At 50.0% G+C, this 26,219-nt stretch carries 20 protein-coding genes; 11 read left to right on the top strand and 9 right to left on the bottom strand.

Annotation, left to right across the window (positions count from 1 at the left end):
* The first annotated feature begins 70 nt into the window (after nt 1–70).
* From MH144_RS15170 to MH144_RS15185, 4 genes are all read left to right on the top strand, one after another.
* A complete protein-coding gene (locus tag MH144_RS15170) occupies nt 71–541 on the top strand; it encodes a DinB family protein (protein ID WP_239301731.1) in 471 nt (156 codons plus the stop codon).
* A gap of 163 nt (nt 542–704) precedes the next feature.
* On the top strand, nt 705–1,544 hold the full coding sequence (locus MH144_RS15175) for a formate/nitrite transporter family protein (RefSeq protein WP_239302249.1): 840 nt from the start codon (nt 705–707) through the stop codon (nt 1,542–1,544).
* Between the two features lie 392 nt (nt 1,545–1,936).
* Nucleotides 1,937–4,000 (top strand): molybdopterin-containing oxidoreductase family protein, encoded by a 2,064-nt coding sequence (locus MH144_RS15180; RefSeq protein ID WP_239301741.1) that lies wholly within the window; start codon nt 1,937–1,939, stop codon nt 3,998–4,000.
* Between the two features lie 171 nt (nt 4,001–4,171).
* The gene (locus MH144_RS15185; protein ID WP_239302250.1) at nt 4,172–5,395 is read left to right on the top strand and encodes an MFS transporter; all 1,224 of its coding nucleotides are present in this window, start codon (nt 4,172–4,174) and stop codon (nt 5,393–5,395) included.
* 127 nt (nt 5,396–5,522) lie between these two features.
* Here MH144_RS15185 and MH144_RS15190 read toward each other — a convergent pair whose 3' ends face one another.
* The 3 genes from MH144_RS15190 to MH144_RS15200 all read right to left on the bottom strand — a co-directional run bounded on the left by MH144_RS15190 (nt 5,523) and on the right by MH144_RS15200 (nt 10,106).
* The gene (locus MH144_RS15190) at nt 5,523–7,235 is read right to left on the bottom strand and encodes an ABC transporter ATP-binding protein (RefSeq protein WP_239301743.1); all 1,713 of its coding nucleotides are present in this window, start codon (nt 7,233–7,235) and stop codon (nt 5,523–5,525) included.
* 98 nt (nt 7,236–7,333) lie between these two features.
* Nucleotides 7,334–8,362, bottom strand: a complete 1,029-nt coding sequence (locus MH144_RS15195; protein WP_239301745.1) for an iron-hydroxamate ABC transporter substrate-binding protein — start codon at nt 8,360–8,362, stop codon at nt 7,334–7,336.
* Nucleotides 8,363–8,453: 91 nt separating this feature from the next.
* Complete coding sequence (locus tag MH144_RS15200) at nt 8,454–10,106, bottom strand: AraC family transcriptional regulator (RefSeq protein ID WP_239301747.1); 1,653 nt, start codon at nt 10,104–10,106, stop codon at nt 8,454–8,456.
* A 459-nt stretch (nt 10,107–10,565) separates the two neighbouring features.
* Between MH144_RS15200 and MH144_RS15205 the strand changes: the two genes are divergently transcribed.
* The 3 genes from MH144_RS15205 to MH144_RS15215 all read left to right on the top strand — a co-directional run bounded on the left by MH144_RS15205 (nt 10,566) and on the right by MH144_RS15215 (nt 15,972).
* Nucleotides 10,566–11,582: a LacI family DNA-binding transcriptional regulator gene (locus MH144_RS15205; protein WP_239301749.1), complete on the top strand. Its 1,017-nt coding sequence runs from the start codon at nt 10,566–10,568 to the stop codon at nt 11,580–11,582.
* A gap of 112 nt (nt 11,583–11,694) precedes the next feature.
* Nucleotides 11,695–12,462, top strand: coding sequence for an alpha/beta hydrolase (locus MH144_RS15210; RefSeq protein ID WP_239301750.1), 768 nt, complete (start codon nt 11,695–11,697; stop codon nt 12,460–12,462).
* A gap of 129 nt (nt 12,463–12,591) precedes the next feature.
* Nucleotides 12,592–15,972 (top strand): GH36-type glycosyl hydrolase domain-containing protein, encoded by a 3,381-nt coding sequence (locus MH144_RS15215; RefSeq protein ID WP_239301751.1) that lies wholly within the window; start codon nt 12,592–12,594, stop codon nt 15,970–15,972.
* Between the two features lie 137 nt (nt 15,973–16,109).
* On the opposite strand, the gene MH144_RS15220 is transcribed toward MH144_RS15215, so the two are convergent.
* Nucleotides 16,110–17,282, bottom strand: a complete 1,173-nt coding sequence (locus MH144_RS15220) for a methyltransferase domain-containing protein (RefSeq protein ID WP_481857368.1) — start codon at nt 17,280–17,282, stop codon at nt 16,110–16,112.
* Between the two features lie 196 nt (nt 17,283–17,478).
* On the opposite strand from MH144_RS15220, the gene MH144_RS15225 reads away from it, so the two are divergent.
* The gene (locus MH144_RS15225; protein ID WP_239301753.1) at nt 17,479–17,982 is read left to right on the top strand and encodes a GNAT family N-acetyltransferase; all 504 of its coding nucleotides are present in this window, start codon (nt 17,479–17,481) and stop codon (nt 17,980–17,982) included.
* Nucleotides 17,983–18,008: 26 nt separating this feature from the next.
* Complete coding sequence (locus MH144_RS15230; RefSeq protein WP_239301754.1) at nt 18,009–18,797, top strand: SDR family oxidoreductase; 789 nt, start codon at nt 18,009–18,011, stop codon at nt 18,795–18,797.
* A gap of 137 nt (nt 18,798–18,934) precedes the next feature.
* Here MH144_RS15230 and MH144_RS15235 read toward each other — a convergent pair whose 3' ends face one another.
* The 3 genes from MH144_RS15235 to MH144_RS15245 all read right to left on the bottom strand — a co-directional run bounded on the left by MH144_RS15235 (nt 18,935) and on the right by MH144_RS15245 (nt 20,568).
* Nucleotides 18,935–19,516 carry a hypothetical protein gene (locus tag MH144_RS15235; RefSeq protein ID WP_239301755.1) on the bottom strand — a complete coding sequence of 194 codons (582 nt, stop codon included), beginning with the start codon at nt 19,514–19,516 and terminating at the stop codon, nt 18,935–18,937.
* A gap of 213 nt (nt 19,517–19,729) precedes the next feature.
* A complete protein-coding gene (locus tag MH144_RS15240; protein WP_183523559.1) occupies nt 19,730–20,278 on the bottom strand; it encodes a GNAT family N-acetyltransferase in 549 nt (182 codons plus the stop codon).
* A 32-nt stretch (nt 20,279–20,310) separates the two neighbouring features.
* Entirely contained in the window at nt 20,311–20,568 is a 258-nt protein-coding gene (locus tag MH144_RS15245) for a DUF2164 domain-containing protein (RefSeq protein WP_239301757.1), read from the bottom strand.
* Between the two features lie 190 nt (nt 20,569–20,758).
* Here MH144_RS15245 and MH144_RS15250 point away from each other — a divergent pair, with 190 nt between their 5' ends.
* A complete protein-coding gene (locus MH144_RS15250; RefSeq protein WP_239301759.1) occupies nt 20,759–22,486 on the top strand; it encodes a glutamine--tRNA ligase/YqeY domain fusion protein in 1,728 nt (575 codons plus the stop codon).
* Nucleotides 22,487–22,564: 78 nt separating this feature from the next.
* Here the strand turns inward: MH144_RS15250 and MH144_RS15255 are convergent, their stop codons facing one another.
* A complete protein-coding gene (locus MH144_RS15255) occupies nt 22,565–23,794 on the bottom strand; it encodes an MFS transporter (RefSeq protein ID WP_239301761.1) in 1,230 nt (409 codons plus the stop codon).
* 114 nt (nt 23,795–23,908) lie between these two features.
* Between MH144_RS15255 and mobA the strand changes: the two genes are divergently transcribed.
* Nucleotides 23,909–24,523 carry a molybdenum cofactor guanylyltransferase gene (mobA, locus tag MH144_RS15260; protein ID WP_239301763.1) on the top strand — a complete coding sequence of 205 codons (615 nt, stop codon included), beginning with the start codon at nt 23,909–23,911 and terminating at the stop codon, nt 24,521–24,523.
* Between the two features lie 81 nt (nt 24,524–24,604).
* Here the strand turns inward: mobA and MH144_RS15265 are convergent, their stop codons facing one another.
* Entirely contained in the window at nt 24,605–26,101 is a 1,497-nt protein-coding gene (locus tag MH144_RS15265; protein WP_239301765.1) for an aminotransferase-like domain-containing protein, read from the bottom strand.
* Nucleotides 26,102–26,219: the final 118 nt, after the last annotated feature.

The raw sequence follows: 26,219 nt of genomic DNA on the forward strand, positions 1-26,219 counted from the left end.
TGGTGATATATTAACAACAGTTTAGAGGTCATACCGCAATAGATATGAACATAAAGGAGTGGTTCACAACATGCTTACAACTACAGTGTCCGAGCTCAAAGTTCTGCTACAATCCGTACCTCGCTCGTTTCTTGCGCTGAATCCAGATGAACTTGTACAGCCACGCATGGAAGGGAAATGGTCCCGTCTTCAGATTCTTGGTCATTTATGTGATTCGGCTCTTCATAACGTAAGCAGGTTTGTCCAAATGCAGCATCAGACCGAACCATTGTCTATAACGCCTTATCATCAAGACCAATGGGTAGAGAGCCAACAATATGTCAGTGCACCGATTGAAGAGGTGTTAAATCTCTGGATCAGTCTGAATCAGTCCGTCATTCGTGTTCTATCCAGCATGCCGGAAACAGGGGAATCAGCAACGTGTGTCTTACCTGATGGAAGTGTGGTTACGATGGAGTGGCTGGCACAAGATTACGTCCAGCATCTGAAGCATCATCTGCAGCAGATTTTTGGTGAACATCATAACCTGGGAACAGAATAAGTAACCAACCAGCTGCACTCAAGCAAGAGAGCACGGAAGCTGGAACAAGGGACTTTTAGGACTTTGTGATAAAAGTAACAAACTTGCCGAACCCTTCGCGATACAATGAACATATCAACGATGTAAGCTGATTTTGTTCATGAATAGTGAAGGAGAGGATGGCATGGCGGCAAAAACACCTCTTGAGGTTGCACAATATACGGTGAGCACAGGGATGAAGAAAGGACAGAATCAGGTGTCCTCTGTGCTCGTTCTCAGTTTCCTGGCAGGGGCATTTATTGCGCTTGGGTTCCTGCTGGATATTCGCGTAATTGCCTCCGCCCCGGCGGAATGGGGCAGCTTGGTTAACCTGATCGGGGCAGCGGTATTCCCCGTAGGCTTAATCATGGTATTGATTGGCGGGGGAGAACTACTGACAGGCAATATGATGGCAGTACCGCTCGCCACGCTAGCCCGTAAACTGTCCGTAGGCAGCATGCTGAAGAATCTTACTTTGGTCACGATTGGGAACTTTTTGGGTGCACTGTTCGTGGCATATGCGTTCGGGCATGTGCTTGGTCTCACGGGAGAAGGAGTGTATCTGACCAAGGTTGTGGATATGGCGGGACACAAGCTGCATGACGGCTTTCTACAAGCGTTTATATCTGGAATCGGGTGCAACTGGCTGGTAGCCCTGGCGGTGTGGCTGTCTTACGCTTCGGATACGATGAGTGGCAAGGTGCTCGGCATCTGGTTTCCGACGATGGCCTTTGTCGCTATTGGCTTCCAGCACGTGGTTGCCAATATGTTTCTTATTCCGGCTGCCATCTTCGAAGGGCACTACTCATGGGGGCAGTACATCATGAACTTTATCCCGGTATGGCTCGGTAATCTGACGGGAGGCGCATTGTTCGTTGCTGCTGCCTACTGGATGGTGTACCTGCGGAAGACGGAACCCGAGGTCAAAGCGGTTGTTCAGCCAGTAGAGCCGGAAGCCAGAACGGTGTGGAGCAAACAGGCATAATCCTATGCACAATTAAAACTGAATATATTAAAGCGATCCCTTACTGCCATGAGGTCACGGTGTATGTTATACCGTAAGCCGGCGAAGATGGGATCGCTTTTTTTGCAGACAAAATAAATTCGCCATGACAAGGTTCGGGGGAACGAAACCTGTTCATGGCGAATTTCGGGAGTGGTCCATGATATGGCATGAGGAGGAAGTGGGGAAACACTAACCTAATGCCTTGTTTTTAATTTACCCCTGAATTTCGAGGATGAATCATGGGGCCAAAATTTTTTTTTTAGATGAAAGGCATCAAGCCTGAGCGCACAAAACATGACTGTTCTCTTTACGTCATAACCTCCAAAATTATATGATGTAAGGATAGTTTTAAATGGGGAGGACTTGTACATATGATCGATCAGGAGAATGGCGTGTTTCCGGCGGTATGCCCGCTTGACTGCCCGGATACTTGCGGCCTGCTGCTTCATAAGGAGAACGGAAAAATCGTGAAGGTGGCGGGCAACCCTGACCATCCGATTACGAAAGGCGCCATCTGCAATAAAGTCAGAAACATGGCAGAGCGGGTATATCACCCCGAGCGGCTGCAATATCCGATGAGACGTGTCGGCGCGAAAGGTGAAGGCAAGTTCGAACGTATAAGCTGGGATGAAGCGATCCATGAGATTACGGGGAAATTCAAATCGATATCCGAGAAGTACGGCTCGGAGAGTATCCTGCCATACAGTTTCTACGGCAACATGGGGATCCTTGGGGTAGATGGTATGGATCGTCGTTTCTTCAATGCGCTAGGTGCAAGTATGCTGGAGCAAACGATCTGCAATGCGGCCGGGAATACCGGATGGAAATATACGATGGGCGCCAATCGGGGGACATTGCCCGAAGATACAGAGCATTCGGACCTTATTCTGGTCTGGGGAGGCAACATTGTCAGTACAAACATGCACCAGGTTGTCCTGGCTGAGAAAGCTCGCAAAAAAGGTGCCCAAATCGTGGTCATCGATGTTCACCGGAATCGCACAGCTCAATGGGGAGATTGGTTTATTCCGCTCTACCCTGGCACAGACAGCGCACTCGCACTGGGATTGATGAATGTACTGTTTGATCGGGGCCTGACGGACGAAGCCTTTATGCAAAAGTATACTGTGGGCCATGAGGCACTGCGTGATCATGTCCGCGACTACACCCCTGAACGGGTCGCTCGCATTACGGGTGTACCGGAAGAAGATATCGTGAAGCTGGCTGAACTGTACGGAAATGCACAGGCGGCACATATTCACATCGGCAACGGTCTTCAGCACCATGACAATGGAGGCATGAATGTGCGAAGCATTGCCTGTCTGCCTGCCATCACGGGACAATGGCTGAACCGAGGCGGCGGAGCCGTACGCACCAACAGCTATGCGAGCACCAATAGCGACGCGCTGGAGCGTCCAGAGCTTCGGAGCAATCCGGAGGCGCGGGTCGTGAACATGAACCGGATTGGCGAAGCATTGCTGGAAGCGCAGCAGCCCATCCGGGCATTAATGGTCTACTGCAGCAATCCTCTGGTGGTGGCACCGGATACCGAGCGGGTGGAGCGAGGTTTTGCACGGGAAGATCTGTTTACTGTTGTGCATGATCTGTTCATGACGGACACGGCTAAGTATGCAGACATTGTGCTGCCGGCCAAGTCTTCGTTTGAAGCGACCGATCTGTATACGTCCTACTGGCATCAGTATGTTCATCTGCAGGAACCGGTCATTGCGCCAATCGGCGAGAGCAAGAGCAATGTGGAACTGTTTTCGCTGCTGGGACAGGCGATGGGATATGACCCTGAAATCTTCGGTGAGACGCCGGAACAGATGATTGCGGACGCTTTGGCGGATACAGATAATCCTTATATGAACGGAGTGACGCTGGAGGCCCTTCAGGAGCATCGTTTTGTGAAACTGGATATGTCGTCACATGATTCTTTCCTGGAACAGCTGCCAACACCATCCGGGAAGATTGAGCTGTATTCCGAAACGATGGCAGAGAGAGGCCTTCCGCCGCTGCCTACATATCGTGCTCTAGTTGAAGGGTATGACGGGGAACATCCGGCCGGACCTGATGATGTGCATCCGCTTATGTTCCTGTCGCCACCGAATCACAATTTCCTGAATTCAACCTTTGCAAATACGGAGAAGCATCAACGTATGGAGAAAATGCCCACGCTGCAAATTCATCCAGAGGATGCAGCTCATAGAAACATTGAGGATGGCGATGCGGTGGTCGTGTGGAATGACCGGGGACGGATCGAACTGACTGCCAAGGTGAGCGAATCCATGCTGCCGGGTACGGTGATCAGCCAAGGTCTATGGTGGGATGGAAGCGGACGGAAACAGCGGGTGAATTCACTGACATCGGGTCGGCTGTCGGACATGGGCAACGGGGCAACGTTCTTCTCGGCCACTGTCGAAGTGAAGCGTCAATGAGTGCACTTGCAGATTGAGACTTTTCAGGTAAGATGAACAAGGGGTAAACCTTGAAGCAAGAATAAAAGGCAATGTTTAATATACAAATGGCCTCCGCTCAGGTAGTTTAAGCCGCCGTGAGTGGAGGTTTGTTTTGTTCGTTTATGGTAGTAAGGAGAATGAATGAAGATGATGAGATGGTTGGATACATATCCAAAAGAAGTCAAAGTATTTTTGCTGGCAAGTCTGGTTAACGCGACAGGCAGTGCCCTGATGTGGCCGCTAACCACGATGTATGTATTTGATGAACTTGGCCGGACGATGGCTAATGCAGGATTCGTCATTCTGATCCAGTCGCTCGGCGGCATCTTCGGCCAGCTGCTCGGCGGTGCATTATATCACAGAGTCGGGGTGAAGAAGCTGATCATTGGATCGCTTGCCCTTAATGCACTTGGCCTGTTTGCCTTGCCCTGGATTAGTGCGTACTGGGTTGTATTTATATGTGCCATGGGCTGGATCGGCTTGTTCAGTTCCTTGTCACTGCCTGCGATCCAGGCCTTTATTGGCTTTCGGTTTGCGGAGCGGCGGGGAGAGCTGTTCAATATTATTTATGTGGCGAACAACATTGGTGTAGCGATTGGGACAGCACTTAGCGGTTTCTTGGCCGACTTTTCCTATCACCTCAGCTTTGTACTGAATGGCGTGACCTCTGCCGGGTTTGCAGTCTTCTTCTGGTACTATCTGTCTCGGGTGGATACTGATCAGGGAGAAGTGCATCTGACAAAACGGAAAACGGTCCAGAATGGTCCTGGGATCTGGGCGCTGCTCGGCAACACCAGGTTATACCTGTTTATGAGCCTTGGGGTATTGTTCATCCTATTTGGCAACTCCATCTGGAACACAGGCGTATCGCCGTACATTATCTCCGAAGGGATGGAGAAACGAATGTACGGACTGCTCTGGACACTGAACGGGGTTCTGATCTTCGTGGGCCAACCGTTTACGAGCTGGGTTAAACGCACCATGGCCCGTACTTCCACTGCGCAGATGGCAGCAAGTGCGATTTTCTATGGATTGGCTTATATCGTCATGATCACGATGTACAGCTATCCGGGCATGGTGTTTGCGATGGTGCTGGCGACCTTTGGAGAAATGCTGATCTCACCTGCAACCCCTGCCTTTATTTCTGATCATGCGGGCAGAGCTGCACCATTTTACATTGGAGTCTCCGGCGGTATCGGATCGATTGGTCGTGTCATCGGCCCTTATGTGATGGGTGTGATGTACGATAAACAAGGCCTGATCTCCGTAGCCTGGCTGGCAACGGCGATGGCAGGGGTGGCACTGCTCGGTTTTGCACTTCATGCCTTCCTGAATCGTCACCGTGAGGTGAAGGAGTATGGGTTGGATACCTAGAGTCTTCGAGCCAGATCCAAGATCTGGCCGGTTTAAAAACAAAGTAACGCTCTAAAATTAAGAAAAGACCCTTTCCCTGTAACAACAGGAGAAGGGTTTTTGTATTAAACAATGTAAATGAAGCACTTTATCCAAATTGCGCCTGATGCAGTCGGCTATAGGAGCCTTCTCGTTTGAGAAGTTCATCATGGCTGCCTTGTTCAGCTACGCCACCGTTCTCCACGACAATAATGCGGTCCGCATGCCGGATGGTTGCCAGTCGGTGCGCAATAACAAGTGTTGTACGCCCCTGAGCAAGCTCAGACAGTGCGAGCTGAATGGCGGCTTCTGTTTCGGTATCCAGAGCCGAAGTTGCCTCGTCCAGGATGAGGATTGGCGGATTTTTCAGAATCATGCGCGCAATAGACAGGCGCTGTTTCTGTCCTCCGGACAATTTCACGCCACGTTCACCAATCATGGTGTCGAGTCCTTCGGGCTGTGAACGTACGAGCTCTTCCAATTGTGCCCGGCGGATGGCTTCCCAGATATCTTCATCCGATGCATTCAACTTACCGTAGGCAATGTTTTCACGAATGGTGCCGTCAAACAGGAATATGTCCTGCTGTACAATGCCGATATTGGAGCGCAGCGACTCCAGCGTCATATCCTTGACCGGGATGCCGTCAATGGTGATATGCCCTGCATCCACATCGTAGAAGCGCGGGATCAGGCTGCACAGCGTCGATTTGCCTGCTCCGGAGGGCCCGACCAGAGCAACGGTCTGTCCGGCTTGAATCTCCAGGTTGACCTTGTCCAATGTAGGTTTATGTTCACCATAGGAGAAACTAACATTATGGAAAGCGATATCTCCGCTTACGCTTGTGATCGGTTTGGCTTGCGGTGTATCTTCTACATCTGGTACAGCTTCGAGCAGTTCCAGGTACCGCTTGAAACCAGCAATGCCTTTCGGATAGGTTTCGATGACAGAGTTAATCTGTTTGATCGGACCCAGGAAAATATTCGACAGCATCACGAAGGCGATAAATTCCCCGTAGGTCATACTACCTTGAATAACAAACCATGTTCCACATACCAGCACAAACAGCGAGACGAACTTCATCAAAATAAAGCTAAGCGAGGAGTTCCACGCCATAATGCGGTAGGTGATCAGTTTGGTGAGGCGGAAACGTTCATTGTTTTCAGTAAAACGTCCGATTTCATGATTTTCATTGGCAAAAGCCTGTACTACACGGATTCCACTAACGTTGTTCTCTACTCGTGCATTATAGTCTGCAATATCGGCAAACATGCGTTTGAAGGCTTTGGACATCTTGCGGCTGAAATACAAGGACAGGTAGATCATCAGCGGCACGATGATAAAGGTCAGTACGGCGAGCTGCCAATTGATGCTGAGCATGATACCGAAGGCACCTGCAAGAGTCATCAGGGCAATGAATAGATCCTCCGGTCCATGGTGCGCGATCTCTCCGATATCCATCAGATCATTGGTCATACGTGAGACAAGGTGGCCTGTTTTGTTATTGTCGAAGAAGCGGAAGGACTGCTTCTGTACACGTGTGAACAGTTCTCTCCGCATATCAGATTCAATGTTAATCCCCAGCTTATGTCCCCAATAGGTGACTGCAAAATGGAAAAAGGAACTGAGCAGATAGATGCCGAGCAATGCGGCACATGCGGTTAGAATCATGGACCAGTTGCCCTCAGGAAGTAGTTTATCCACCACCTGGTTTACTGCCAGTGGAAACACGAGTTCCAGCAGGGCAGCGGCGATTGCGCAAGAAAAATCCAGAATGAAAAGTCCCCTATAGGGACGGTAATATGCCATGAAACGGCGAAGCATATGTATTTCTCCCTTCTATAACGCAAAAGCCCAGGCAGGCTTCAGGGCCTGTCCGGACACAGCGTTCAGTCGTGTTGGATGTATGTTATAACTGCTATTTACTTGCGGTTCTGCTGCGCACGCTCCACGATCATATCAGCGAATTCCGCTGCCTGACCTTGGATTGCGATCGGATCGAAATACCAGTAGCGATCCTCTTGTAGTTCGTACACCTGGTTGTTCTTCACAGCCGGCAGGTTCTGCCAGATGGAATCACCTTGATAATTGGCATTACCCTCACTTACGGTCAGAAAAATATGATCTCCTGCATAATCACCGATGATCTCACGCGAAATTTCCTTCCACTGCGTATCACCCATGAGTTCTTTCTTGGTAATCTCGAGCGGTGCAAGTTCCAAGGCACGATAGACGGCCTGTCCACCACGGCCAAAATTATCCCCGTAACCATAGTAGCTCTTGTCGGATACTTCAAGAATCGAGAATGTTTCCTCAGGCTTAATCACTGCCTTTACCTTAGCGCGGGAGGCTTCAATACTCTCGTCATATGATTTTAGCCACGCTTCGGCTTCTTCGGATTTGTTCAGCAGTTCTCCGAATCCCCGAATCTCGTCATGCACATTGGTGAATGTGCCGTAGGGAATAACGACTGTAGGTGCTATTTTTTTATATTTCTCAATTTCTTCAGCATCTGTCGAAGGGGTGATGATTAGATCCGGGTTTAATGCGATAATTCTCTCCAGAGAGACAGCACCACGGTCACCGATATTTTCGACGTCAGCGACCTGATCCGCATAGAACGGATTATCGAGATAGTATTTGACTGCACCGACAGGTTTCAAACCGAGAGCAAGCAGATCACTTACGTACATATCCGTAACAATACGCTTGGGTTCAGCAGGGATTTCAACATCTCCGCTTAGGGATTTATAGATCCTTGTTGCATTGCCGGAAGTGCCTGAGTCGTTCGATGCTGCTGCAGTGGTTTCGGTCGACCCGTTGGTAGTTTCCGTACCTGCACCAGTCTGTTCTGCAGAGCTGGAACCTGCCCTACTGCTGCAGGCAGACAGGATCATAATGATGGCTAGCATAAGCAGCAAGCCGGAAAAGCGTTTATTGACGGCAAACATCGGTAAGTTCCCCCTGTGATAATCAATAATGATTATTATTCTCATTAATAACATAGAGGAAGATTTGACATTTGTAAATGGACAACTATGATCAGTGTTCCATGGACAATTGTGATGTGAGTTTATGCATGATAGTTTGCAGCTGTTCAATAACTGATAGTGGATCAAATCCGTAAAACATGTCTGCTTCAATCTCGTAGACTTGTCCATTGCGAACAGCGCCAAGGCTGCTCCAGTGCCCCTGACTAAGGAGTAATTCCAGAGCTTGTCGCTCCTCTGGATCTGTTGGATAAGCCATAAATATATGATCAGCATCATACAGGTGAATGTCCGAAGTGGGCACATGTACATAACCTGTGAGTAATTGGCCGTCTTTTTCCATACGTGCGGGTGGAGTGAAGCCCAATGACTGATACAGGATATACGAGGCCCTGCCCCAGCCTTGGCCATATACATAAGCTCCACTTTCGCCAGTCCAAAAGATGCATATGGCTGATCCTCTCGTGCCGATTGATGAGTCCAGCCTATGATTGGCGTCCGTCTGAAGCTGATCATAATGACTTAGCAATGCCTTGGCATTGTTCTCCAGGCCTGTAACCCGGCCCAGTTGAAGGAATTGCTCCTGCCAGTCCATTTCCTCAAATGGCATCAGAATGGTCGGTGCGATCTGTCGTAATTCATCCGTACTGGAGTGCGGCGCGTAACCGATGATGACATCTGCATCGGAGTCTGCAATCAGATCAAGCCGGGTAAACAGTTCATATTCGGAGTGCTGTATGAAGGATTGCTGTCCATTTTGAGCAAGTTTATTTTCCATCCAGGAGGCCACAGCTCCCATGTAGGGGGTATAACCCAGTGCCAGCAGAGAAGCGGTATAGTTATAAGTAAGGGTTACAATCTTCTTGGGCGTCTTTCGGTAAAGGGTTGGCGCGGTTCCGACCATTTGCTTGAATTTACGGCTTAAATAGAAAATATCCCGGTAGCCTGTCAGCTGTGCGAGCTCCTGCAGTGTGGGATTGGAGAATAGCAGATGCTCCTGTGCTAACCGAATTCTAAGCCGGGTGACATATTCCACAAAGGTAAGACCGGTATGCTTCTTGAATTCCCGTGAAAAATGTTCTGGGCTCACATTGGCATCTCTCGCCAATTGATCTCGTGTCAGTGGATGGTCAATTCTGTCATGAATGTGTCTGATGACAAGATCTAGCCATGAATGCTCATTACGGCTTGAACGGACAAAATGATCGTATAACACATCAAGCAGCTGATAGAATAGCATGTGCGGTTTGAACAGACCGGACGCCTCGCTTTTGGAACAGGCAAGCACCAGCTCGAATGCAATCTCGGCAATCGCGCGGTTCGCAATGGACGCAGGTGTTCCAAACGGCCAGAACGACGATTCAATGTCGGTTCCTTCAAAAGCTATAGCAATCCCTTGTACCGGCGATAATGAGCCGCGTGTCTGTTCATGCTGAATCAGGGCTCCGGCCTGTCGAACCACTACAGACCCGGTATTCACTGTCAAATTCCGATCCATGCTGATCAGCCTTGCCTGACCCGATGTAACGACATAAATCACATGCAGTCTGTTCCAGTCTTCATCTGTGCGAGAGAAGGCCTCTTGATCATGAAAATGAACCAGATAGCGCAGCTTGTACATCACTGGTGAAAGGGACCGAATCTCGTGCATAGGACTGGTTTTGGGTAGAGGATGTTGGTATTCGTTTTGCTCCATAAAGCTCATAACACAGATGTCTCCTTACTTGGTTTGAATTAATATGCAGTATATACCATTATTGCTGAGTGTGGTTGCTTGGATCAGGAAGTCCATTTATTTCAGTGAAAATGAATAAAGAGGTTGAAATCGCTATCAACACCGACTATAATAAAAATGTCGAAACGTTTCAATGTCTTGCCAAGAAGCATGTCCATACGATCTTTGTAAGGAATTGCCTGTTGAGTTTTACATTGAAAGGCTTGTCTCGATGCGAATGGATCCCCAGTTAAAGCTGGTACGAATAAGCCGTTGGGCAAGAAGCAGAATGGAAGATTTTTTTTTGATATCACTTCGAAACGTTTCGATTAAGTAAAACCGGCTAATATTCAATGATAAAGTATAGAATTTGGTGGTTGTCACAACCATTTACAGTATAAAATGTAGGTAACTTATGAAATTGGTCAAGTTAGAAGGGGCGAGCGTGGAATGGCAACGATTAAGGATGTGGCAAAGCTGGCAGGTGTGGCGCTCTCGACCGCTTCCTATGCATTAAACGGGGATAGCAAGGTTAGCGCCAAGACCAAGGCAAAAGTGCTTGAGGCAGCCCGGGAACTGAATTATCGCAAAAACGGCTTTGCCATGGACCTGAAACGGAGCCGGACGAATACGATTGCGTTAATTCTGACTGATCTTTCGGGCCCGTATTACTCGGAGTTAATCCGCAGCGTTCAGGATGTGGCGCTTGCGAATGGATATGATCTGATTGCGTGCAGTTCAATGGGCGGTCGTGATTCAACGGCAGTCCGGTTTTTGAGGGAAAAGAGAGTGGATGGTGCGATTGTACTCGCGCACAACATTCAGGATGATATTTTGGTCGAATCAGCAGGGCAGCGTTTTCCTATTATTGTAATGGATCGTCATCTGTCAGGTGACCATCTGGTCAATGTGCTGGTTGACGGTGAACAAGGTGGATACCTGGCTACGCGTCACCTGATTAATGAGGGGCACCGGAAGATTGCCTACATTAGCGGTCCATCCAACTCGTATGATAATGCCCTGCGCTACCAGGGATATCTGAGAGCCATGAAGGAAGCAGGGCTTGAAGAGAAATCCAAATGGCGTCTAAGCGGCAATTTCGTACGTGAGGGCGGGCATAGCGCAACCAAAATGATGATTATGCAGGGCGAGCTTCCAACCGCTGTATTTTACGGGAATGACGAGATGGCTATAGGTGGTTTGAAGGCGCTGGAAGAGAGCGGCATATCCGTGCCAAATGATATTTCGGTTATCGGGTTTGATGATATTCAATTGTCGGAATTCGTTCGTCCTCCGCTCACCACGGTACGGCAGCCGAAGCACGAGGCCGGCTCACTTGCAGGACATCTTCTGTTTCAGATGCTAAATGGTGAAGCCGTGAATCCATCTTATACGTTGACGATAGAAATGGTGGAACGCGAGTCTGTACGTTCTGTGCAGGCAGAGTCGGGTACCCAGCCCGCGTAAGAAGCAGCGTTTGGATGAGTAAGGTCCTTTTATATCGAGGCATAAGGGACCATTTCTCAAATAATTGCATCCATGATCATCACGTAAATCTCGTTGAACAGGAGATGAAGCAATGGCTTTGATCCAATGCCAGTTGTTCGCCGAAAGTCTTAGCGTGTCTACAGACATTACACTTATACTGCCTGAGCGTTCACCGCTTCGTGCAAGCCGGGATGGCAAACTGCCTGTCCTGTATCTGCTGCATGGACGCGGTGCAGACCACTCCGAATGGACAAGGCATTCATCCATCGAACGTTTGGCTGAGGCCAGGGGGATTGCGGTTGTGATGCCATCGGCAGGGCGAAGCTATTATATGGATATGCAGCAGGGCGGGTCTTATTTTACATATATAAGTGAGGAACTGCCTGCATTCGTAAAGTCACTCTTTCCCATCTCGGACCGCCGTGAAGATACATTTGTAACTGGCGTTTCCATGGGCGGGTATGGTGCATTCAAGCTGGGTCTGCGTTTTCCGGAACGATATGCTGCGGCAGCCAGCCTCTCGGGCGGGCTTGATCTGGCAAGCAGGGTGCGTGGCGAAGGGAACTTCACCCCTGCAGAAATGCAGAGCATCTTCGGGAGTCCGGAGCGAATTGAAGGCAGTGATGACGATCTGCTGGCTGTTAGCCGCAGACTGGCTGCGTCAGGGACGACGTTCCCGCAATTGTATCAATGCTGTGGAACAGAAGATTTTCTGTACGAAGCCAACCAGACATTTCGGCATACGATGAAGGAACTGGATGTACAGGTGACGTATGAGGAAGAGCCAGGTGGCCATGAGTGGAGTTATTGGGATATGAAGATCAAGCGTGTTCTGGAATGGTTGCCTGTTCAGGTATAGCCAGCGTGAAAATAAAACCAGGGGTTCGTAACCAGATTGGCCTTTAACAGGTTGGTTTGCAGAGGAACCCTATTCTTTTTCAGTTGATTCGAAACGTTTCGATTTTTACTAAATGAAGGAGTGAATGACATGACAACGATGATTAATGAACCGATCCGGCTGACTGCCGGGGAATTGACGTTTACCTTTTTGAACAGTGGGGACCTGTACCAGGCCACATCCGGTACAACCATGCTGAACCAGCTGCTAAGCAATCAGATCGATGGATCTCTGAACAATCTGTACCTGCGAGTACACGAGGGCGAGAACATTAGCTCTTTCCCGCTGCTGGGTGCACGTTCGAACAGTAAGGTGATTACAAGCAAGGCTCAGCCAGGCAATCAACTAATCTGGGAAGGCAGCATCCCATTGGAAGGCAAGGAACAAGGCATTAGTTATCAGGTCGTGTTCACTGCAGCATCGCAAGGCGTATGGTTCTGGGATGTGAAACTGAAAGGGCAGCATAACGGAGTAGATATCGTCTACGGACAGGATGTTGGACTGGCTGATCCAGGTGCGGTACGCAGCAACGAGGCCTATCTGTCACAGTATATTGACCATACTGTCTTTGAAGACGAAGCGAAAGGGTATGTCGTTTGTTCCCGTCAAAACCAGCCTCAAGGCGGCGTATTCCCTTATATGCAGCAAGGCTCTTTAACTAGAGCAGTCGGCTACTCTACAGATGGATTCCAATTCTTCGGCTTATCCTACAAGGAAACCAACGAACCGGAGGGTCTCAGCCGTAAAACTCTGGCTAATGAGACTTATCAATATGAGTTCGCCTATACGGCGCTGCAATCCGAGCTGTTGAACCTGAACGGGGAAGCTGAGGTTGTCTTCTATGGACTGGCGAAGTCCAATCATTCAGAAGGCATTTCCGCACTGGAGTATGCAGATGAAGTGTCTACGGCATGGGACGCTGTACAGAAACTCGAAGTTCAGTACGGTGAAACGCTCGAACAAGTGAAGCTGTCTTCCAGCCTGGGCGAGCCGCTTGTGGCACTGGACATGACAGAAGAGGAAATCAAGGAACTGTTCCCTGATCGTCACCAGGAAGAGCGTAATGAGGATTCACTCCTGTCCTTCTTCACAGGCAGTTACGAACATATCGTGCTGAAAGCCAAGGAACTGCTGGTGGAGCGTCCTCACGGTCATATCCTGATGAGCGGTGGCAACGTGAAGCTTGGAGCACAGGTCATTACAACAACGTCTTATATGTACGGTATCTTCAACTCACAGCTGGTTATCGGCAACACTAATTTTAACAAAATGATCAGTAACGCCCGCAATGCACTGAACGTGCCCAAGACTGCCGGACAACGCATTTACGTAGAGATGGATGGCCAATATCGTCTGCTCACAATGCCGTCATTGTTCGAAATTGGCTTCAACTATGTGCGCTGGATGTACAAAACCGAATCCGATACACTCATCGTGACGAACTATACTGGGGCGCATACAACGGAAGTGAGCATGAACGTGCGTTCCACAAGCGGTAAAGCCTATCGCTATCTGGTAACCAACCAGATCACAATGAATGTGAACGAATACGAGTATCCACTGCATATGACGCAGGAGGGCAATACGTTGGTCTTCAAAGCAGACCCAAAAGCAATCAGTGCCGGCACATATCCTGACTTGCAATATCGCATGTCTGTAGAGGGTGCCTCAATGAACGCAGGCGACGAGACGCTGCTGGCAAGCGGTATCCGCAGTGGATCTGCTTCGCTCGTTACGCTTAGCCTGGAAGAGAGTGCAGAGTGGACGCTTAAAGTGCAGGGTGTACTGGAAGGCCAAGCTGACGAAGCTGGATCAACTCTTACATTTGAAGAGGAAGTACAGGCTTATCGCGAATTCTTCGAGGGTGTAATGAATGGCTTCCGTTTGTCCCGCGGGGAAGGTCAGCGCGCTGAGGATCTGTTCAAAGTGAATGCCTTGGCCTGGTGGTATACACACAACATGCTTGTTCACTATTCCGTGCCTCACGGTCTGGAGCAATACGGCGGCGCAGCATGGGGTACACGGGACGTATGTCAGGGTCCGGTTGAATACTTCATGGCTACTCAAAAATACGAGCAGGTACGCGACATCATCAAAATGGTCTACACGCACCAATACGAGGATGACGGCAACTGGCCGCAATGGTTCATGTTTGACAAATACTTTGCCATCCAGCAGGAAGAGAGTCACGGCGATATCATCGTCTGGCCGCTGAAAGTGCTGGCAGACTATCTGACGGCGACGCGCGACTATGCGATTCTGGATGAAAAAGTGCCTTACACCGTCAAACACAGCTTTGGATTCACGGAAGAAACAGCAACGGTACTGGATCATGCGAAGAAAGAGATCGAATACATTCGTTCGCACTTCCTGCACGATACGTTCCTGTCTTCCTATGGTGATGGGGACTGGGACGATACCCTGCAACCTGCCAACGCACAGCTCAAGCAGTTTATGGTGAGCAGCTGGACAGTAGCTCTAACGTATCAATCCGTCAACGTGCTCTCACAGGCTTTGAAATACAAGGATGCTTCCTTCGCAGAGGAGCTTGGAGCTCTGGCTCAGGGTATCCATGAAGACTTCAACCGTTACATGCTGGGAACCGATGTTATTCCGGGCTTTGTGTACATGGAGGACGCGGATCAGGCGAAGCTGATGCTGCATCCGACCGATACCGAGACAGGCATTCAGTATCGTCTGCTGCCTATGACACGCAGCATGATCGGTGAATTGCTAACGACAGAACAAGCTGAATCGCATTATGCACTGATTCGCGAGCATTTCCTGTGCCCGGATGGAGTGCGCTTGATGAATCGTCCGGCTCAGTATGCCGGCGGTGTAAGCAGCCACTTCAAGCGGGCAGAACAGGCATCCAACTTCGGACGCGAAATCGGGTTGCAGTACGTACACGCTCACATTCGTTATGTGGAAGCAATGGCCAAGCTCGGTAAGACAGATCAGGTATGGAATGGACTCGCGATGATCAACCCGGTTGGCATCGGTGAGGTTGTACCTAATGCAGAGATTCGTCAAGCCAATGCGTACTTCAGCAGTTCCGACGGCAAATTCAACACACGTTATGAGGCACAGGAGCACTTTGATCAATTGCGCAAAGGTACCGTACAGGTGAAGGGTGGATGGAGAATCTACTCCAGCGGCCCGGGGATCTACATGAACCAGCTGATCTCGAATGCACTTGGTATCCGTCAGGAAGGTGGAGATCTGGTCATTGACCCTGTCCTGCCAGCTGAGCTGGACGGCATGCAATTCGAATTTGAATATGCAGGTGAACCGGTAACGTTTATCTATCACCTCAACGAAGGATCGGTTAACCGTGTAACCGTAAACGGCAAAGATATCCGCACAGAAGTTACGGCGAATCGTTACCGTCAGGGCGGGGTCTGCATCTCACTGGATGAGTTCAGACAGCTGCGTACTTCGGACCGTACCCTCGTTGATATTTATATGTAACTCACTTCTTATGAGCTTGATGCTTGAGTGTAATGAAAGGCCATCCTCCTTAATAGGCAGGATGGCCTTTTTTTCATGAACGTGAGAGACAGTGGCCCAAGTCTTGTGCCATAAGGGGAGCACGCGTATCACCTTTATCAACGCAGCGGAACCGCCAGCATCGTATGCAGCAGCTCATTGTGACGAACGTATTTTGTAACGTAGCCATGCGCCTCAAGCCACCCGGTCAATTCATCCAATAGGGGGAAATGGCGTTCTCTTACGGCAAGCAATTGCTCACCGTTTCCATCTGACTCAGCTTGTCTTATATAAGCTTCGCGGTGAAGTGCGTCCGCAAACATGAGATCGGTTAGACAGATCCGTCCCCGCATGGTTAATACCCGCTGCATCTCCTGCAGCGCCAGCTGCTGCTGATCCGGACTCAGATGATGGAAGGCGAAGCTGGATACAAGGAAATCAAAGGTCTGGTCGGCAAAAGGCAGAGCCAGGAAATTCCCCAGCTTCACATGCATCCCGGGGTACTTGGTACGGCATGTGCGCAGCATTTCTCTGGACTGGTCAATCCCCGTCATGATGGCATGGCGTTCCAATAACTTGCCTGCCAGATTACCGGTGCCTGTTCCGATATCAAGTCCGTGTTCACCGGGAACAGGGGAGATCCAATTCGCAGTCTGTTCAAGCGCCTCGTCATAGTTGTGATACAGGTAAAAGGAAGACGGTGGGGCCTTCTTGATATCCGGGTGTTCTACGGTGTACCTGGATTCGTTATAAGGCATGTTATCGGCTTCCTCCGGTAAAGATGGGGCAGATGCAGGGATGCAGCCGCTTTTGGCATGAACACGCTCATCATGGATAGCAGCCTGGGTATCATAGTTCCAACGATCATGCCAGTTCTGGCGTGCTTCCCGCAGGCGGCGGGAACTGTCTGCAAGTTCATGGAGATGGCTAACATCCAGTGGCCCGTCTTGACGATTGAGATCAATCATGCGCTGGGTTGTATCCAGCATGCGTTTCAGTTCAATCCACTGGGCATACATGACGGCCTGCTGCAGCTCGAGATACTCTTCCAGCCGCTGTTGGTTGCCTTGATCAATCTCACTGAGTGCGTGAGTAATATCCTGAAGTGACATGCCAATCTCCCGCAGTGCGGCAATCGTCTGAAGCCGCCAGATGTCATTTTCCGTGTAGCTCCGGTATCCATTGCTGGCCTGCTTGGCGGGGAGAACTAATCCTTTTTCCTCGTAAAAACGGATCGCTCTGGGGGATATGCCAAGCCTGCCTGCCGCCTCTTTAATATTCAAGGGACGCACCTCCTTCATGACAATCAGTATAAACGATGACGTAACGTAAAGGTTAAGGGGGACACCCAATTTTAGTTCAGGCTGAGGGCTGTGCTACAATATAATCAGATGAAAAAAATGCGCTAGTGGTATCTATCAGCTATAATCCAAGGGCCATACAGCGCGCTGGAATAATGTAATTACCTGTATGAAAGGTTGAAATGCGATGCTTACCCGTCAAACGTATAAAATTCGGCCATCCGAGATGAAGGATGCACCCCAACTGATGGAGATGGATGCTCTCGTGTGGGATATACATACCTCTCCAGCGCCGTTCCATTGGAAGTCCAGACAGCAATTTCTGCAGCATTGTCCGCCCGGCAGCCAGCTGGTTGCCGTTCAGGGAGACCGGGTCTGTGGCTATGTGGGCTTTTATCCGGCTACGGGAATGCCTGTCAATCGTCATGTCTACGAGATTAATATTGCTGTTCATCCCAATGACCGGCGTAGTGGCGTGGCCACGTCCCTGATGCATGCCATGAAAGAATATGCTCGTGAACAGGGGATACATAAGCTGCGTCTTCGCGTGCTGTCGAGCAATCCGGGAGCGATCGCTTTTTACACCCAATGTGGATTTGAGACGGAGGGCCGACTGGTGTCGGAATTTTATATCGCCGGGAAGTACGTGGACGATATTCTCATGAGTTATTTTATCCGGACTGAACGGTAGTTCGATGGCGAAGGAGGAACAATATAATGGATATGGGACTTCGGGGTAAAAAAGCGCTGGTGCTTGCGTCCAGTCAGGGACTGGGCAAGGCGGTGGCAGCACAGCTGGCCGCAGAAGGCGCAGACGTGATGCTTGCGAGCAGGAACGAGGAGAAGCTCTCAGCCGTCAAGCAAGAGCTGCTGGAACTGGACGGCGGAGGACGCGTTGAATACTGCGTAACGGATGTTACACGGAAGGAAGACATTAACGCACTGATCCATAAGACAGGGGAACTGTTCGGACAGATTGATATCCTGGTGAACAACTCTGGCGGTCCTCCCTCGGGAACATTTGAATCATTAACAGATGAGGATTGGGTACGTGCATTTGAGTTGAATGTTATGAGCTATGTACGTATGATTCGTGGGGCCCTCCCTTATATGAAGGCCAATGGCGGACATATTGTGAATATTGCTTCAACTTCAGTGAAACAGCCCATTCCGGGGCTGATTCTGTCCAACACGTTCCGCACGGGTGTCTTTGGTCTGGCGAAGACGTTGTCACAGGAGCTTGCTCCTTATGGCATTCTGATCAATACGGTGGCACCTGGACGAATCGGAACAGACCGGATACGTGAACTCGACACAGCCCGGGCAGAGCAGAATGGAATCCGTGAAGAAGAGGTAGCCGAACAGTTCCGCAAGGAAATCCCTCTGGGACGATACGGTCAGCCCGAGGAATTCGCCAAAGCCGTGGTATTTCTTTTATCCGGGGCCAATACCTACATTACCGGTACTTCGCTAGTGGTGGATGGTGGTATGGTACGTGCTCTCTAAAGATGGAAAGGTAATTTATCGGAATGAGTCCGGTTAGATATAGGAATCATGTAAAACCCTCTGTCACACCATGGGTGAAGACAGAGGGTTTTTGATCGAAAACATGTAGAAACATACAAACGAGCTGGCATGATCCCTCAGGCCGGATCAGTGCTGTTCGTGCTGGTGGATTCGTCTGGGCTGCCTGAATCGGGTTCAGTTCCTGAAGCCTCGTCACGCTTGCCCCTGGAACTTTGTCGTCCTTCCGGCAGTACGCCGTTCACCAAGTCCGTCACTCGTTCATTCAGACCGGCTATCCGTGTGTCATACTGGGTTTGTGTAATATTTCCGTCAGACAGCTGCTGCTGCAGCTCGCTCTTCCCGGCGGCGACAAGCTTGTCAATGACAGTCTGCACGTCCACATGGTTGCTCGCGGCCATCTCGGCAATAGTGCTGCCCGCCTTGCGGGCTTCTTTCAGCTCGTCTACTGTTACGCCGAGGGCGGAGACCAGCTCATCGGTATATCGGCCATGCCCGGCTCCCTTGTTATCATTTATGGATTTTGATGATTTCGATGTATGTGAATTCGTTGCGGAGCTGGCATTTTTCTTCTGAGTGGAAGTGCCTGCAGCTGGATCGGCACTCGCCATGCTGTTTACAAACAATCCTCCGCCAAGTGCGATCGTCAAAGCCATCGTGCTGGTAATCATCATGGTTCTTGATGTTCTGCTTCTCTTCATCAGCGATCACCCTCTTTCTCAGTATGGTTGTGTATGGTATGGGCCATGGACCCACAACGTTATCTTAGACGTCCAGGATGAGGAGAGGCTGAAAAAGACCTTAAGACGCAGTAAAAGTTCAATTTTGTCGGCCCAATCCAAAATGTCCGTATCTGCACGAAGGTGGCTTCGTGCAGATACGGACATTCCATGTTGTATCGATATGTATGCGGGTTAGCGCAAAAGCTCCCATTCATGCTGCAGCATGCCGTATACGGCATGGTTGACGTATCCCTTAGGTAATTTCTCAGCCTGACGAATAACGCCTTCCAGGACAAATCCAAGACGCTCAGGGATGGCGCGGCTGCGCTTGTTGTTTGTAGCTGAACGAATCTCTACCCGATTGAGGTCCAGGGTGACCAGAGCATAATCGACCAAAACACGACAAGCGCTGGTCATGAGTCCCTGACCTTCAAAACCCTTGCCGAGCCAGTATCCAATGCTTACCGAACGATTGGTCCAGTTAATCTCGTGGAATCCGATAATGCCAGCGAGTTCGCCCTTCAGCCATACACCTGCGGTGAAGCCTCCGTTCTCGGCACCTTGCTTCAGCGCATTGTTAATGAAATTTGAGGTATGTTCAATTTCGGTGACATGGTCCACCCATGGCAGCCAGTGTCTCAATTGATCGCGGGAACGATCCGTAAGTTCAAACAGCGGCTTAGTGTGCTCTATAGAGAGTGGACGGAGCTCAGTATATTCATCCAATGAATAGGTAAACATGAGTGCAACCTTCTTTCTTTATAAGTAGTGGTTTAGCGGGAAGCAGAGGGCAGTTTGCGCTCCAAAGCAAACAGATCTTCTTCCATGGAGGCCATGCGTTGATTCACGGTGGTGCGAGCATCACTGAGAGCCTGATTATATATGTAGGGAGCGAGCTTCGTCATAAACAGATCGAGCACCCCCCAAGCGGCCAGGTCGCCAAGTTCTTCATCGCGTTCCTCTTGGAAATACGACTGAATCGTGCGAATGGCTTCATCCTGTTGTTCTTTGGTCAGTTTCAGCGCGTTCAATGGGAATCCCTCCCTATATTTTGTTTTTACTATCATGCTACATGATTCGTGCGAACCCGTCAAAATGGTTTTTGGCCTATCTTGCATACAGGCAATCCGGACTTTGGTGCCGTTCTTTATTGAACTCGTCCCTCGTTAAAGGTATATTTAGATGAAACACTTTGTAATTTCTGAAAGCTCCAATCAATTCATGAAAGGTTTGATACCTGTGGACAATCGTACAACCCCTCCTAACTTTATCAAAAATATTATTACCGAAGATCTCCGGTCAGGAAAAGTCCAGGAAGTCATTACCCGTTTTCCTCCGGAACCGAACGGTTATCTGCATATTGGTCATGCCAAGGCCATCTGGATCAACTTCACGCTGGGCGCTGAATTCGGCGGCAAGACGAACCTGCGTTTTGACGACACGAATCCGGTGAAGGAAGATGTGGAATACGTACAATCCATCCAGGAGGATGTTAAATGGCTCGGCTTTGAGTGGAACGAGAAACGTTTTGCCTCCGACTATTTTGACGAGATGTACAAACGCGCTGTCCTGCTGATCCAAAAAGGAAAGGCGTACGTCGACGACCAAAGCGCCGACGAAATTCGGGAAATGCGCGGCACGCTGACCGAACCGGGCAAGAACAGCCCATATCGTGATCGTACTGTAGAAGAGAACCTGGATCTGTTCACACGGATGCGCGCAGGTGAATTCCAAAATGGAGAGAAAGTGCTGCGTGCGAAGATTGATATGTCCTCACCTAATATTAACCTGCGTGATCCGGTCATCTACCGGATTTCTCATGCACACCATCACAACACCGGTGACAAATGGTGTATCTATCCGATGTATGCCTTCGCTCATCCGCTGGAAGATGCCATTGAAGGTGTGACACATTCCCTCTGTTCCCTGGAATTTGAGGATCAACGACCATTCTATGACTGGGTTATCGCTGAATGTGAGATGGAGAGTCAGCCGCATCAATATGAATTTGGTCGCTTGAACCTGTCCCAGATGGTAACGAGCAAGCGGAAACTGAAATTGCTTGTGGACGAAGGACATGTGGATGGATGGGACGATCCGCGCATGCCAACGATTTCAGGTCTCCGTCGCCGGGGTTACACACCGGAAGCGATTCGTGATTTTGTATTCGAGACAGGTATTTCGAAAAGTCAGGGCGTAATTGACCTGCAAACGCTGGAACACTTTGTCCGTGAGGATCTGAAGCTGAAAGCTCCGCGCACCATGGCGGTTCTGCACCCACTGAAAGTGGTCATCACCAACTACCCTGAAGGGGAAGTGGAGTGGCTGGAAGCTGAGAACAATGTGGAGAATCCGGAGATGGGTAATCGTAAAATTCCGTTCTCCCGCGAGATCTACATTGAGCAAGACGACTTCATGGAGAATCCGCCGAACAAATACTTCCGTTTGTTCCCTGGTAATGAGGTTCGACTGAAACATGCGTACTTCATTAAATGTAACGATGTGATCAAGGATGCTGAAGGAAATGTGACCGAGATTCATTGTACCTATGATGTGGAAACGAAGAGCGGCAGTGGATTCACAGGCCGTAAAGTCAAAGGAACCATCCACTGGGTGGAAGCAAGCCAGGCTGTACCGGCTGAATTCCGTCTGTACGAGCCATTGATCTTGGCAGAAGCACCGGATGCTGATGTAGAAGCAGAAGTAGCCGGAGCTGAGGTCGTGGAAGAGCAACCGGAAAAAACATTCCTGGATCAATTAAATCCGAATTCCCTTGAGATCGTTCACGGGTATGTGGAGCAAGAGATGCAGGAGGCGAAAGCACAGGATAAATTCCAGTTCTTCCGCCATGGATATTTCAGTGTGGATCCGAAGCATTCGGAGCCAGGACGCCCTGTATTCAACCGGGTAGTATCGCTGAAAAGCTCGTTCCAACTGCCGAAGGCATAAGATACATGAAATAAATAAAAGGGTGTCCCCACGCAATAGCTGCGTGGAGACACCCTTTTTCTTACTTCCCTTTTTTCATTATCCATCCTCATCCATGCTTCCCATTTCAGTCAGCACAACAGGTTGGTAGCCATTCTTGCGATTGATCAACCACATGACACCAAAACCTGCTGCGCCAATGAGAGAGAAAAAGACGCCAATGTTATACATGACCTCGGCACCGAAGCTCTGGAATAACCAGCCACCGAACAAACCAGCAATGACACCGGATATACCGCCCCAGGCCATTGTATACACAGCTTGGCCAGAAGAGCGATAAGGTCTCGGAATAAACAGCATGGTCAGCTGGGTTCCGACATAGAAGTATCCGCCAAACGTAATGGAATGCATTAGCTGGATAAATACAATCTCCAGGGGATTAACGGCCTCAGCCATCAGCTGCCAACGAACGGCGAATAACAGGCTAACGAGCACGAGACTTGCAAGCAGCATGCTCATTTTTCGTTTCAAGAAGCGATCCAGCAGCAGGAAGACACCTACTTCAAGAATAGATGAGGTAAAGATGGCCCATCCGACCATCTGTTTGTTGCCGCCCATCTCTGTAATATAGAGGGACATAAATGTACTGTTCATCGCATTGGGAACCGACACCAGCACACCCAGTCCGATAAACGCCATGAAATACGGATTGAACATCACCCTGCCGAAACGGCGGAAGGTCACTACAGGAGTGTCCGAAGCGATCGGCTGCCTTGGCAGAAACATGGCAAAAGCAAATGCAATGATAATTAAGCAGGCGAAGACAATCGAAACACTGCCGACACCCAATCGGTCAATAAGCGGTCCTGCAGCTGCCGCAGTCAGAGCCCAGCCGAGGGAGCCCCACAGCCGGAAAGTACCGAATTTCTGCGTGGTCCCATCGATATACCCGAGAATAAGGCTGTTGGTTTGGGCAAACAGCGGACTTTGGAAGAAATAAAAGAATATCATGGCTCCATAGATCCAGGCATAGGTCGGTGCATGAAACACCGCTTGTGCCAGCACGAAGGTGCCCCCCATCATCATCATCAGGACAATGCGGATATTGCGGGACTTGTCACTCCAGTAGCCCCAGAACGGATTGGCAAATAAAGATACAAAGGGGCCGATCGCCATCAGACTTCCGATTTCCAGCTTGGTCATGCCGATCTCCTGCAGATACAATTGGAGGAAACCGGCGAAGATGGAGATGGCTCCGTATATGAAAAAGTTATATAGCTTCAGCGAAACCAAAGAGGGATTGCCTCTTCCGGGTGCATATCTGTCCAAATAGAGCCATTCCTTTCAGAATCAATATTCTTCAATGTATCATTTGTTGAAAGGGGATTCAATGTATAGAATAAGTTTATTATATGAGAACCGGAAGGGATGATAACCGTGAACATGAAGGAATGGACTGGCATTATACTGGCAGGGGGCTTATCCAGCCGGATGGGCTCCAATAAGGCGCTGCTGCCTCTGGATGGCTCCATTGTGCTGGAGCATGTGGCTTCGGCTATAGCTCCTGCAGTATCCCGTGTCATCGTTGCTGCCGGACCGAATGCGGATGCTTATCAAGCTTTCGGTTATACGTGTGTTCAGGATAGCTACCCTGGAAAGGGGCCGCTGGCCGGGCTGCATGCCGCATTTGAAGCATCCGAGACCGAGTGGAATCTGGTCTGCGCCTGCGATATGCCTTTGGTCCAGCCCTCCTTATTCACCGCAATGCAACGGCTTGTTGAATCGGACAAGACACATCCGGCGATGGTGCCGCGTCTGGATGGACGTGTTCATCCACTGGTAGGCATATATCATATTGATGTACTTCCCAGCCTCGAACAGTGTCTGATTGAAGACCGCTTGCGAGTCACTCGTTGGCTGGAGGAGGTTGGGTGTCGGTATGTGGAAGCAGAGGATCTGGAGAGAGCAGGGGTCCTGGATGCAGCGGCACAGTTAAGCAATATGAACACCATGCAGGAGTATCAGGATCTGGTGGACAAGCGTCCGCCGAGCATGTGAGGCGTATGCAATCACGTGAAGAACGTAAGCCTACCTTTGACCACACATTACCTGATGAGAGATCCTCATGGTCCTGTGTGGTTATTTGTTATGAACCGACAGGTTTCTGGCTGCTTTGGCTAACCGCTGCATCCCGCGCTCCATCTCGTCCTGCGAAGCATACGCATAGGACAGTCTGAGGTGGTCCGCATCCAAGCGGTCATACAGAAAACCAGGGTGAATGAGCACACCATCCTGGAGACAGGCATGGAACAGCTGGCGCATCGAAAGAGTGGTGGCAGTGAACTTGAGCCAGATGTAGAAGCCTCCGGCTGGTTTGTTCCACTGGGCTATGTCCTTGAAATAACGTTCCAGCAGATCTAGCATAAAATCTCGGCGGCGGCGAAGCTCTGGCCGCAGACGCTCCATGTGCCGTGTGTGGTATCCTTCCGCAAACCAGAGTGCGGCAGCTTCCTGCGCGAGTGAACTGGTGCCATAGTCCGTTTGCATCTTGATGTCTGCCAGGCGGCGAATAACTGGTTCAGGTCCCACCAGCCAGCCCAGACGCAGACCAGGGCTGACAGCCTTGGACAGCGTGCCCATATGAAGCACGCGGCCATCCGTGTCCCTCGCTTTTAACGATAAAGGCGGGGGCATGTCCAGCCACAGGTCCGTGTAGGCGGCATCCTCCAGAATGGATATGCCTCCGGCACGGGCCGCAGACATCAACTCGTTTCGGCGAGCGTCACTCATGACGGAACCCGTCGGATTGTGAAAACTCGGTATGGTGTAGAGCAGCGGCGAAGGATGGCCCTGATGAGTGCCTCCTTCGATCATATCTACCAGTAGCTGTATTTGTAATCCACCTGCATCCATGGGAATGCCATTCATTTTTAATCCCGCGGATTGGAAGGCATGTATGGAATAGAGGTAGGAGGGTTTCTCCAGCAGGACAGCCGACCCGCGGGGAAGCAGGCCGACGGATATCAAATGCAGCGCCTGCAGCGAGCCCGAGACAATTAGAATTGCACTGGGAGACGCCTGAATGCCGCAAGTCAGCAAATAGTCAGACAAGGCCTCACGGAGCTCCGGACTGCCTTGAGGCTGAAGGTAATTTAACGTACGGGACCGTTCAGAGAGAGAACGCAGGATGTCATTGAAGGCGTCTTCCGGCATTAGTTCAGGTGCAAGCTCTCCGGTCCCGAGCCGGATGATACCAGGCTGGAATTCGGCACGATTAATGAGCTGTACTTCAGGGAGGTTGGGGTAATACCAGCCCTCCTCAATCGCTTCATTCCAGTTGGGTGGCGCCCCATTGGCAAGTGCATACCAGCCGGAACCGGAGACGTAGGTTCCGCCGCCGCGTCTGCCTTCAATCATGCCGGCAGCGATCAAGTTGTCCAGCGCAGCGACCAGTGTACTGCGGTTAACGCCCATGGACTTAGCCAGCACTCGCTGGGAAGGCAGGCGGTAGCCCGCAGTCCATTCTCCGGTCGTTATTTTTTCACGGATATATATTTCAATCTGACGGAACAGAGCCAGGGGGATTGCAGGATCAGGTTTCCAGTCAATGCCCTGTCTTGGATCAGAATGCTTCATGCTGAGCTTGCCTCCAGTGGGATAAGATGATTCAGGCTTTTTTTTGTATACCGAATTTGTGTACCAAAATTGTATATCGACAACTATATCATTTTGGTTGGTCTCCATGCCATCCAAT

Origin of the sequence: Paenibacillus sp. ACRRY (assembly GCF_022346995.1) — a bacterium.
Lineage (GTDB): Bacteria > Bacillota > Bacilli > Paenibacillales > Paenibacillaceae > Paenibacillus.